Here is a 12,034-nt window from a genome sequence, read left to right as displayed (position 1 = left end):
CATAATGAAAAACAAAACCCCCTCAAGGCGGGGGCTACATGATGCCATTTTACAGCAGAACAGATGGCTCGTCGGAGAATCCAATGATCACATTGCAACCCCAAGCCCCACACGGCTCATTGCCAGTTTCATCCAGCCTGCTTTGCCATGATTGACCTGAATTTATTACCTGCTCACACCGCTACTGGATACATGACACCCCATGAATCCCAACCAGCAGTCAAATGCATCCCACAAACAAAAAGGGCTGCAAAGCAGCCCTTTTCTTGAAACAACATCCAGCTTGAAGCAGATTACGCCTCTGGCACGACCACAACAGCCACCTCAACTACTACGTCGTGGTGCAGTGCGATATCAACGTTGTATTCACCGATCATCTTGAACGGGCCCTCAGGCAGGCGAACTTCAGCCTTGGCAACCTGAACGCCGGTCTTGCTGATCGCGTCAGCAATGTCCGCGTTGGTGACAGAGCCGAACAAGCGGCCATCCACACCTGCTTTTTGGCTGACTTCGAAACGCGCACCGGCGAGTTTCTCACCACGAGCTTGCGCCTCAACCAATTTGGCAGCCTGTACCTTTTCGAGCTCTGCACGACGTGCTTCAAACTCTTTCAGATTGGCATCTGTTGCACGCTTTGCTTTACCAGTCGGGATCAGGAAGTTACGAGCGTAACCATCCTTGACCTTGACCACGTCGCCCAGTTGACCCAGATTGGCTACTTTTTCCAGGAGAATGATTTGCATGTCGATATCTCCTAGCGCTTAGTGCAGATCAGTGTAAGGCATCAGGGCCAGGAAGCGCGCACGCTTGATGGCATCTGACAGCTGACGCTGGTAGCGAGCCTTGGTACCAGTGATACGGGCAGGAATGATCTTGCCTGTTTCGGTGACGAAATCCTTCAGCGTATCGATATCTTTGTAGTCGATCTCTTTGACGCCTTCGGCGGTGAAGCGGCAGAACTTCCGACGCTTGAACAAATTACGGGACATGATTACCTCGTTTGACTGTATTCGATTCGGGTTACGTGCAATACCAGTTGTGAGCTTTTCAGGTTTTTCATTGCCAGAAAACCTGACAAATGGACTACCCTGTCATCCCGTAGGCGATCCACCTGAACGGCAATATCACCCAATGCAATAGCGGCCAAGACGCACTTGACTGTACGGGCCATGCCCGCTTCATTTTGCTGGGATTGATGGGAAAGGCCAAACCCGATGATTGGGATACCTGCTGGCGTATACCGAAGCGACTCGCGCTCGATGATGACACCTTCCAGCTCAACCTGATTGCAACTCACTCAGCTTACGCCGCAGCAGCGTCGCCTTTACCTTCCTGACTCATCAGGGACTTCGACTTCTCTTCTTTCATCATCGGAGAAGGCTCGGTCACCGGACCAGTTTTCTTCAGGGTCAGGTGGCGCAGAACTGCGTCGTTGAACTTGAATGCATGTTCCAGCTCATCCAGGATTTCCTGGCTGCATTCGATGTTCATCAGCACGTAATGGGCCTTGTGAACTTTCTGAATCGGATAGGCCAGTTGACGACGACCCCAGTCTTCGAGGCGATGGATTGCACCACCACCGTTCACGACCATATTCTTGTAACGCTCGACCATCGCCGGCACCTGCTCGCTTTGATCAGGATGGACGATGAATACGATCTCGTAATGACGCATTAATCACTCCTTTTGGAAAAAGCCTCCCGTATGCGTTCCGGTAAGGCAAGGGTTGGGGAAACGAAGCAGTATAAACGACTACTCGACCAATGACCAGCGGTAAATCACTTCACACCAGCCAAGACGCGTTGCCGACGGCTTTCAGCCAAGCACAGGCCGGATGCCACAGATACATTCAGGCTTTCGACAGTGCCAAACATAGGGATGCTGACCATGACATCGCAGTGCTCTCGGGTCAACCTGCGCAGGCCTGAGCCTTCCGCACCCAGCACCCAGGCAAGCGGGCCGGTCTGTTCGAAATGAAACAGGTCTGTGTCGCCATCGGCTGCGGTGCCCGCTATCCACACTCCGCGATCTTTCAGGTCGCGCAAGGTCCGCGCCAGATTGGTGACCGTGACATAAGGCATGACCTCAGCAGCGCCACAGGCGACTTTCGAGACGGTTGCATTCAGGCCGACCGATTTATCCTTGGGGGCCACCACTGCGTGTGCACCCATGGCATCAGCCACCCGCAGGCATGCGCCCAGATTATGGGGGTCTGTCACGCCATCCAGAATCAATAGCATAGGAGGCTCGGTCAGCTGATCCAGTACGTCATCCAAAGTGACATGGCTTTTGCCAAGATCGATCAAGGCCGCTACGCCTTGATGACGCCCGGCTCCGACCAAGCCATCCAGTCGTTGCATATCCACCGGAATGATGCGGACACCAGCTTGATTGGCCGTGTGCTCCACATCCTTGGCGCGGGGGTCCTGCCGCTGGTTGAGTAAATAGAGCTCCTGAACGCTGCCAGGAAAGTGGCGCAAACGCGCATTGACGGCATGAAAGCCGAAGATGATTTTTGAGTTCAAACGTGTTCCAACGATGTGGGCTTCAAATCAGGAGGGTGCACATTGTGACGATGTACTTGATAAATGCCAAGCGCCGTGAACAGAAGCTCGATTTCCTCGGCGGGTCTGGGTTCGCTGAACATGAACCCTTGCACCAGATCACAGCCATTCTCACGCAGGAAAAGCAATTGTTCCATACGCTCCACGCCTTCTGCCACCACACTCAGGCCCAGGCGCTTGGCCATGGTGATGATCACCTCGGTGATGGCGGTATCCTCTCCATCGCCAGGTACACCTGCGATGAAGGAACCATCGATCTTCAGATTGTGGATGGGGAAATGCTTCAGATTATTCAAGGATGAGTAGCCAGTGCCAAAATCGTCGATCGACAACTGCACACCCATGGCCTTCAACTCTGACATGATTTCGATCGCCTCTTCGGCATCCCGCATGATCATGCTCTCGGTGATTTCCAGCTCCAGCCATTCGGGAGCTAGGCCGGACAGTGCCAAGGCATTGCGCACAGACTGCACCAAGCTGAACGGACGGAATTGGCGAGGTGACAGATTGACCGCCATCCTGACTGGCGGATACCCTGCCTCCTGCCATCGTTTCGCCTGCTGACAGGCGGTCAACAGCACCCACTCTCCGATCGGCACGATGAAGCCATTTTCCTCCGCCAATGGGATGAACCGTGCCGGCGCAACCAAGCCCAGCTCCGGATGCCGCCAACGCACCAGCGCCTCCATCCCGATGATCCGATGTTGCAGCAACTCCACCTGAACCTGGTAATGGAGCTCGAATTCCCTACGCTCCAAGGCGTAGCGCAAGCTGCTTTCCATGACCAGATGTTCCATGGCCAAGGCATTCATCTCAGATGCGAAGAACTGATAGGTATTCTTGCCCAGCTCTTTTGCGCGATACATGGCGATGTCGGCGTTCTTCAGCAAGGATGCCGCATCCGAGCCATCGATCGGTGCCATGGCGATGCCGATGCTGGCGGTAATGAACAGCTCCTGCTGCTCCAGCATGAATGGCTGGCCCAAGGTGTGCAACAAACGCTCGGCCACGCCTGCCACGTGCTGAACGTCCGTGATGTTCTCCATGACAACCGTGAATTCATCCCCTCCCAGGCGGGCGATCAGATCCCACTCTTTGACACAGCGCTTGAGGCGTACCGCCACCTCCTTCAGCAGCTGGTCGCCAGCATGGTGCCCCAGGGTATCGTTGATGGTCTTGAATCGATCGAGATCAATGAACAGCACTGCCAGCTGATGGGCGTGGCCATGCAATCTGAACAAGGACTGCTCAAGCCGCTCGTGCAGACGTGCGCGATTGGGCAGCCTGGTCAAGGCATCATGATTGGCGAGGAAATGCAGGCGCTCTTCCGCCTCTTTACGACTGGTGATATCGGAGAAGACGCCTACATAGTTCGAGATCCGCCCTTGGTCATCCCGGACTGCACTGATGCTCAGCCAGGCAGGATAGGCATCGCCATTGCTACGCCGATCAACCAGCTCTCCTTGCCAATGGCCAGACATCTCCAGGCTCATCAGCATATCCTGATTGATTTCGCCATAATCCCGCCCATCACGGAACATCCGGGAAACCTTGCCGATCGTCCCCCCTCCTTCGAAACCGGTGATACGACTGAATGCAGGGTTGGTGGCAATGATTTCGGCATTGGCATCGGTGATCAGGATGCCCTCCTGCGCATTGTCGAAGACCTTCGCCGCCAAGCGCAACTGACGCTCCTGCTTCACCCGTTCGCTGATATCGATCAACATGCCGATGATGGCAGGCCGCCCGTTGAACTCAAAGCGCCGACCATGCGCCTCGACATCCACCAGATGACCATCGCGGTGCCGGATGCGGAAGGTATAGCGCAGGTGGTCAATTTCACCGGTCAGCCGCAGCCGGTGGTTTTGCTGCACCAACATCCAGTCGTCCGGTGCAATGAAATCATTCACCTCACGCCCCGCCATGGCCTGCTGATCGTGACCAACCATTTCCGCCAAGGTGGGATTGGCATAGTGAAGGATGTCGTCCTGAACGATGTAGAAACCGACCAGCGATAACTCGACCAGCGCACGGAACTTCCCTTCCGCCTGCTGCTTGGCGACTTCCGCCTGCTTCAGCTCAGAGATATCACTGAATATCGACACCACATTGGTGATCAAGCCCTCTGTCTGACGCAAAACGAATACGCTCAACCAGACCGGGAATACCTCATCATGTCGGCTGCACACCAAGTATTCACCATGCCAATAGCCTTGATCCTGCAACTGGTGCCGCACCTGATCACATTGCGCCTGGGGTACGGCTCGGGTCAGCATCGACATGGGCTTACCGAGTATGTCCGACTCTTCATAGCCGGTGATTCGCAGAAATGCATCATTCACCGATTGGATGCATTCGTCTTTGTCCGCCACACAGATCGCATCGGTGGAGTGCTGAAACACTCGGCCAAACAGCTCCAACTGGCGTTCGGTCTCCAGACGTTGGCGCATATCGAGAAACAGGCCGAAGGTTGCCACCTTGCCGTTGTAATCAAAACGCCGGGTGTGCAATTCCACGTCTATCGGGGAGCCGTCACGGTGACGGATCTTGACCGCAATGCGACGACCGGGCCCTCGATGGTGGGCATCAGCCGCCAGCTGCTTATGCAGCATGATGCGATCATCGGGCCAGATGACGGACGAAAATGCCCGACCAGTCAGCTCATCGACTGGGAATCCAAGTATATTGGCCAACTCAGGGTTGGCATAGGCAACATGATCGTTTTGGATGATGGCAATGCCCGCCAGTGGGGATTCGACCAATGCGCGAAACCGCGCCTGCGCGGCTGCCGACTCAGCTTCTGCCCGCTTGCGCTCGGTGATGTCGATCCCATTCGCGCACAGCCCGATCAATCGCCCATTGCGGTCGTAGAGAGGAAATTTATTGACCAGATAGGTATGGGCCACCCCTTCCAGCTCGAAACTTTCCTCAAACTGGATATTCTTCTCGGCGCTCAGTACCAGGGTATCATTGGCCTGCTGGCTGCGCGCCTCATCAGGCCGGAGCAGGTCGAACGCCGTGCAACCGATGACATCTCGACCAGCCAAGCCGAACAGCTCGGCAAATTCACGGTTGACCAGGGAATAACAGCCTTTGAGGTCTTTGGTGTAGAACAGCGTCTGCATGTTGTTGAGCACCGACTGCGCTTGTAATCGGTGCTCATGCAGCATGTCCACCGTCAACCTGCGCTCTTCGATGGTGGCCGCCAGAATCAAGCCCGCACTGGCCATGACGGACATGAACGCAAACAGGAAGAAGGTCTTTTCGAAACCCGACGCGCCACTCAGATCACCGCTCAACATCGACCAGGCGGCAATGATGGACGCCAGCAAGGCCACCACACCAGAGCCGACATGACCGAAGCGGACTGCACCCCACACGATCAGCGGGAAAATCACAAATTGCAATGTCAGATGGGGCGTGGCGGGCAGAGCATACCCACCGAACACGATGTAGCTAATTAGAATGGTCAGACCGGACAGGGTCAGCAGCTCCACAGCCCGGCGGTGCCAGAATTCCCGCACCTTTTCAGCAATCGCCAGTATCAAGGGGGTGATCAGCAGTACCCCGGCAACCTCTGCCAGCCAGCGCATCAGCCAGGTTTCATTCAGTGAGTGCGTGCTGAGCGTGCTGGGGGAGTACAGCGCCAATGCACTGAAGCTTGCAGAAATGGCGCCATTGAACATGGCACCAATCAGGATCAGCAGACCGACATTGCGTAAAGATGACAGCATCCTGTCGCGCTGACTGTAGACATTCAGCAGTTTGGCGCTCAGCGCAGAACCAAGCGTCGAGCCTATGGCGATTGCCAAGGTGCCGATCAGAGGCTGACCAAGCGCCCAGCCCAGTATCAGCGTCACCATCGGGATCACCCACAGCACACGCATGCCGGTCAACAACAAACCGGCCAATGCAATGCCAGACGGTGGCCAAAGCAGTGGTATGGGCTGGTTACCGCACCCCAACCGGAACCCGAGCAGAGCCCCCGCCAACAACCCCGCCGCAAAGAGAATCGTCCAGCCTGTCTGACCTGCACAGATCCGAAACCATCGACTTTTGAGCGCTGCTACCAACGTGTGCCTCACCAATCATAAAAACACTTACCAAAACGCTATGTACCACCCAACCCATCTGCACATCGCTGCCAAATTGTCACAAGCTGCTCGTTGCCATGCTCCGCTGACGAGGCTCACGGCTCGCGCCTGCCTGATTTCGGACTCAAGCCCGAAATGACAGCCACGTAAAAGCGCCCATTTCGATAAATGCAGGAAAATGAATATTATTATTTAGGTAGGTTCTCTAATGATCTTAAACTTAATCTACGGATAAATAAATAGCATTCAGATATTGGAAGCCACTCAATCGGCAGATTCAGTCAAGGATGCAAAGATACCTTGCATGCTCTTCCACACGAGATCAGCATCAAGCTGGTTCAGGCAATTCATATGGCCCAACGGGCAAGCCCGCTTGAAACAGGGGCTGCATTGCAGATTCAAGGTGATGATTTCAGCCTGATCGCTCAATGGTGGCGTGAATATCGGACTGGATGAACCATATACTGCAAATACCGGACGCTCCAATGCCGCAGCAACATGCATCAACCCAGAGTCATTGGTCACAACTGCTTTTGCCAAGGATAATAGATCAATGGCCTGCGCCAATGATGTTTCACCGCATAGGTTCACAGCCGACTGACCGATTGCAGCCACGATTTCCTGGCCTATCGATTGCTCTTTATGAGAGCCCAATACCCAGATCTGCGCCCCTCGCGCCACGGCCAAGCGACCCAAGGCAGCAAAATGCCGAGCCGGCCAACGCTTGGCAGGCCCATATTCAGCGCCTGGACAAAATGCCAAGACCGGGCGGGAGGTGGTCAACCCCTTGTCCCGCAACGCCTGCAGCACGCTCTGCTCGCTGACCACCAGCTTGGGGTTGGCAGCCATCACAGCCGCTGACTCATGCTCAGGCACTGCCAGTTGGACAAAGCGATCCACCATTCTGGGCACAGCCTGTTCGTTCAGTTTCCGCCAGTCATTGAGCAGGCCATAACGCTGTTCGCCAAGGTAGCCTGTTCGTTGAGGAATCCCAGCAAACCAGGGAATCAGGGCCGATTTCAGTGAATTCGGCAAGATGATGGCTTGCTGATAGTGGCCCGCACGCAACTGCCGCCCTAGACGGTATCGATCCGTTAGTCGTAGTTGACCATGGGCAAAGGGGTTGTCGAGTGTTTGTGTGACGGTTGCCATCCGGCTGTGCAAGGGCAGCGTCCAGGCAGGTGCCAATACATCCAACTGCAGATCGGGATGGCGCGCCGCCAGCTGACGGTACAGGGGCTCGGCCATGACACAATCACCGACCCAAGACGGCGCAACGACGAGAATTCGAGTCATAAGAATGCAAAATGAAACCGGCGCCCAAGGCGCCGGCATGGCGGATCAGTGATGGCCGCCCTGTCGAGGGCCACCCTTCAGTTTGTAGTCAGTGCCACAGTATGGGCACTTGGCCTCGCCAGTCTTTTCAATGGCCAGGAAGACACGTGGATGGGCATTCCATTTCAACATGTCAGGCATTGGACAATGCAAGGGCAGATCCTGATCAGATACTTCGATGATGCGCTGACTCAGCTCTTTTGTTTCAGCCATGGATCACTCACTTCACAAAGGTCAGCCAGTCTCGATGCTGCTCGGACTTGCCGGTCACACAGTCAAAATAGAGTTGCTGCAGGCGGGTAGTCACCGGGCCGCGTACCCCTTCGCCAATCATGCGATTATCCAGCTCGCGGATAGGCGTCACTTCAGCCGCCGTGCCGGTGAAGAATGCTTCATCAGCAGTATAGACTTCGTCACGGGTGATCCGTTTTTCGACGACTTCGATACCCAATTCACCTGCCAGCTGAACGATCGTGTCGCGGGTGATGCCTTCCAGGGCGGAGGTCAGATCTGGCGTATACAGCTTGCCCTTGCGGACGATGAAGATGTTTTCACCAGAACCCTCGGCCACAAAACCATCCACATCCAGCAACAAGGCCTCATCGTACCCGTCCTGTTCAGCCTCGCGATTGGCCAGGATCGAGTTCATGTAGTTGCCATTGGCCTTGGCCTTGCACATGGTGATGTTGACGTGATGGCGAGTGAATGAAGACGTCTTGACCCGGATGCCTTTCTCCAGCGCCTCTGCGCCCAGATAGGCCCCCCATGGCCATGCTGCGACGATGACATGTGTAGACAGGGTTCTGGCAGAGATACCCATCGCCTCGGCACCATAAAAAGCCATCGGGCGGATGTAACCGGACTCCAGGCCATTTAGCTTGATGGCATCAAGCTGTGCCTGATTCAGCTGTGCTTTGGTATAAGGTAGCTTCATGCCCAGAATGTGCGCCGAACGGAACAGGCGATCGGTATGATCCTGCAGGCGGAAAATTGCCGGACCTTCGGCTGTCTTATAAGCACGCACGCCCTCAAACACACCCATGCCGTAATGCAATGTGTGGGTCAGCACATGCGTGGTCGCGTCGCGCCACGGCACCATCTTACCGTCGTACCAGATCAGGCCGTCACGATCAGCCATCGACATAATGCACTCCTCATTTGATTGGTGTCGCAAAGCTTCATTTTAACCGATTTCGTGCCAGATCGCTGTGCCAGACAAAACAAAGCCTGGCTTTCACCAGGCTTGGTTCACCCTCAGCAGGATGGATGATTCAGGGCTGATCGCGGTGATAGACATCTTCGAAGCGCACGATGTCATCCTCCCCCAGATAGGCACCGGATTGGACTTCGATGATCTCCAGCGGCAGCTTGCCCGGGTTTTCCAGCCGATGGCTGGCGCCCAAGGGAATGTAGGTTGATTGGTTTTCGGCCAGCAGCTTGCTTTCACTGTCACAAGTCACCCTCGCCGTACCGCTCACGACCACCCAATGCTCGGCGCGATGATGGTGCATTTGCAGCGAGAGCTTCTGGCCTGGTTGAACGGTGATCCGCTTGACTTGATAACGGGGCCCGGCGTCGATGCCCTCATAGCTACCCCAAGGGCGATACACCCGCCGGTGGAAGGTGGATTCGGTGCGGGACTGAGCATTCAGTCGTGACACCACGTTCTTCACGTTCTGCGCGCAGTCTTTGTGCGATACCAGCACGGCATCAGCAGTTTCGACCACCACCACATCATCCAAGCCAATCACGGCAACCATTTTGCTATCGGCGCGCACATAGCTGTTTTGAACAGCTTCCAGGTAGACATCACCCCGGGTCACATTCCCCGCGCCATCCTTGCCGGCCACTTCCCACAGAGCCTGCCACGACCCGACATCGCTCCAGCCGAGATTCACGGGCACGACCACTGCGGCATCGGTCTTTTCCATGACGGCGTAATCGATTGAATCAGATGGGCAGGTCGTGAATGTCTCTGCAGGTATCCGGCAGAAATCCAGATCCTGAACGGCAGCGGCAATGGCCTGCCGACAGATCTGCAGCATGGCAGGCTGGAATCTGGCGATCTCCTCAAGATAACGGCTTGCCTTGAATACGAACATGCCACTGTTCCATAGATGATCACCAGCTGCCAGGAATGCCTCTGCCGTAGCTGAGTCCGGCTTCTCGACAAAGCGATCCACTTGGTGACAGCCCTCCAGCTCCAGTGCCGTCCCAAGCTTGATATAGCCATAGCCGGTGTGGGGCCGGTCTGGGCGAATGCCAAACGTGACCAGCCGATCTGACTTGGCCGCCTGCACTGCCACCGCCGTTGCAGCGTGGAAGGCCGCAACATCGCGGATCACATGATCAGCCGGCAGCACCAGCATCAAGGCATCCGGGTCGCGCGCTACCAAGGCCAAGGCGGCCAAGGTCACGGCTGGCGCGGTATTACGACCGACCGGCTCCAGCAGGATGGCCGCAGGCGTCTGCTTGATTTCACGCAACTGCTCGGCAACGAGAAAACGGTGCTCCTCGTTACAGATCAACACGGACGGCGCCAGATCGGGCAGACCAGACAGCCGCGTCACTGTTTCCTGCAGCATGGTGCGGTCAGATACCAAGGACAAGAACTGCTTGGGCAGCGCTGCCCTGGACATAGGCCACAGGCGTGTGCCGCTACCACCACACAAGATGACCGGATGCAAGGCCATACCTATCCTCCACCAGCGTCGGTCACAGGCGCCAGACCGTCAACCCAGCCTCACGCAATCTGGCTGGATCAAATTGGCTCTTCACATCGATGAATACACCGTTGGGCCTGAGCTTGCTCTGGAAATCAGAGAGTGGGCGGGACATGAAGTCCTGATGGGCAACCGCCATCACCATGGCTTCGGCTTGTGGCAGCGCGTCCCAAGGTGTCAGTGTCAGACCGTATTCATGCTGCGCCTCCTCGGGCACGGGCACGGGGTCATGCACGATCACGTCCACGCCGTAGCTCTTGAGCTCGGCAATGATATCGACCACTTTCGAATTGCGCAGATCCGGGCAGTTTTCCTTGAAGGTCAAACCATAGACGATCACCTTGGCGCCCTTTACGCTGGAGCCATTGCGGATCATGTGCTTGACGGTCTGCTCGGCAACGAATTTACCCATGCCGTCATTGATACGCCGCCCTGCCAAGATCACTTGTGGGTGATAGCCGAGTTTGTCTGCTTTATAGGTCAGATAATAAGGGTCCACGCCGATGCAGTGCCCCCCTACCAGCCCAGGCCGGAAGGGTAGGAAGTTCCATTTGGTGCCGGCAGCCTGCAACACTTCCAAGGTATCGATGCCGATACGGTCGAAGATTAGCGCCAGCTCGTTCATCAGCGCAATGTTCAGATCCCGCTGTGTGTTCTCGATGACTTTGGCCGCTTCGGCAACCTTGATCGACGAGGCCTTGTAGACACCTGCAGTAATCACCGCCCCATATACGCTGGCCACTTTTTCCAGTGTTTCCGGTGTATCACCGGACACCACTTTGACGATCCGGGTCAGGGTATGCTCTTTGTCGCCCGGGTTGATCCGCTCAGGGGAATAGCCCACATTGAAGTCCACACCCCACTTCATACCCGAGTGTTTTTCCAGGACGGGCACGCACTCTTCTTCCGTGGCGCCTGGGTAGACGGTGGACTCATACACCACGATTGCGCCCCGCTTCAGATTGGCGCCCACGCTGCGGCTGGCGGAAATCAAGGGCGAGAAATCCGGCTGATGGGCTTCATCGACCGGGGTCGGCACCGCTACGATCACGAAATCGGCCTCGCGCAGCATGCTGGCATCTGTCGTGGGCTCCAGCCCGGTGGAAGCCTGCAGATCTTCGGTTGATACCTCGCCAGTCGGATCGACGAAGCGTTTATAGGCTACAACCTTTTCTTCAGACAGATCAAAGCCGATTGTGCGAAATTTCTTGCCGAATTCAACAGCCAACGGCAGGCCCACATAGCCTAGACCGACAACCGCAATCACACTCATTTTTTCCTCACCTGTTTCAAGATTCAATATGTCAGACAATGTAAT

Annotated in this window: 11 protein-coding genes; all 11 read right to left on the bottom strand. The window is 55.8% G+C overall.

Translation table 11 applies throughout. The features are described from left to right. Positions 1-293: 293 nt before the first annotated feature. The 11 genes from rplI to HNQ59_RS15490 all read right to left on the bottom strand — a co-directional run bounded on the left by rplI (position 294) and on the right by HNQ59_RS15490 (position 11,989). Positions 294-743 (bottom strand): 50S ribosomal protein L9, encoded by a 450-nt coding sequence (gene rplI, locus HNQ59_RS15540; protein WP_184041314.1) that lies wholly within the window; start codon positions 741-743, stop codon positions 294-296. Positions 744-761: 18 nt separating this feature from the next. Then, positions 762-989 carry a 30S ribosomal protein S18 gene (gene rpsR, locus HNQ59_RS15535; RefSeq protein WP_137936332.1) on the bottom strand — a complete coding sequence of 76 codons (228 nt, stop codon included), beginning with the start codon at positions 987-989 and terminating at the stop codon, positions 762-764. 2 nt (positions 990-991) lie between these two features. Then, entirely contained in the window at positions 992-1,297 is a 306-nt protein-coding gene (priB, locus tag HNQ59_RS15530; RefSeq protein ID WP_184041313.1) for a primosomal replication protein N, read from the bottom strand. Between the two features lie 5 nt (positions 1,298-1,302). Next, a complete protein-coding gene (gene rpsF, locus HNQ59_RS15525) occupies positions 1,303-1,674 on the bottom strand; it encodes a 30S ribosomal protein S6 (protein ID WP_184041312.1) in 372 nt (123 codons plus the stop codon). A gap of 104 nt (positions 1,675-1,778) precedes the next feature. Beyond that, entirely contained in the window at positions 1,779-2,525 is a 747-nt protein-coding gene (gene rlmB, locus HNQ59_RS15520) for a 23S rRNA (guanosine(2251)-2'-O)-methyltransferase RlmB (protein WP_184041311.1), read from the bottom strand. Next, complete coding sequence (locus HNQ59_RS15515; protein WP_184041310.1) at positions 2,522-6,649, bottom strand: PAS domain S-box protein; 4,128 nt, start codon at positions 6,647-6,649, stop codon at positions 2,522-2,524. The genes rlmB and HNQ59_RS15515 overlap by 4 nt, the downstream gene beginning before the upstream one ends. A gap of 273 nt (positions 6,650-6,922) precedes the next feature. Then, positions 6,923-7,954 carry a lipopolysaccharide heptosyltransferase II gene (gene waaF / locus HNQ59_RS15510; RefSeq protein WP_184041309.1) on the bottom strand — a complete coding sequence of 344 codons (1,032 nt, stop codon included), beginning with the start codon at positions 7,952-7,954 and terminating at the stop codon, positions 6,923-6,925. 45 nt (positions 7,955-7,999) lie between these two features. Next, positions 8,000-8,206, bottom strand: coding sequence for a zinc-finger domain-containing protein (locus HNQ59_RS15505; RefSeq protein ID WP_184041308.1), 207 nt, complete (start codon positions 8,204-8,206; stop codon positions 8,000-8,002). 7 nt (positions 8,207-8,213) lie between these two features. After that, the gene (locus HNQ59_RS15500; protein WP_184041307.1) at positions 8,214-9,137 is read right to left on the bottom strand and encodes a branched-chain amino acid transaminase; all 924 of its coding nucleotides are present in this window, start codon (positions 9,135-9,137) and stop codon (positions 8,214-8,216) included. Between the two features lie 127 nt (positions 9,138-9,264). Then, the gene (locus tag HNQ59_RS15495) at positions 9,265-10,686 is read right to left on the bottom strand and encodes a mannose-1-phosphate guanylyltransferase/mannose-6-phosphate isomerase (RefSeq protein WP_184041306.1); all 1,422 of its coding nucleotides are present in this window, start codon (positions 10,684-10,686) and stop codon (positions 9,265-9,267) included. 22 nt (positions 10,687-10,708) lie between these two features. After that, the gene (locus HNQ59_RS15490) at positions 10,709-11,989 is read right to left on the bottom strand and encodes a nucleotide sugar dehydrogenase (protein WP_184041305.1); all 1,281 of its coding nucleotides are present in this window, start codon (positions 11,987-11,989) and stop codon (positions 10,709-10,711) included. Positions 11,990-12,034 lie beyond the last annotated feature (45 nt).

This window comes from Chitinivorax tropicus (assembly GCF_014202905.1).
GTDB classification, from domain to species: domain Bacteria; phylum Pseudomonadota; class Gammaproteobacteria; order Burkholderiales; family SCOH01; genus Chitinivorax; species Chitinivorax tropicus.
The sequence above is the reverse complement of the archived record's forward strand: the minus strand, read 5'-3'. Positions and strand labels throughout refer to the sequence as shown.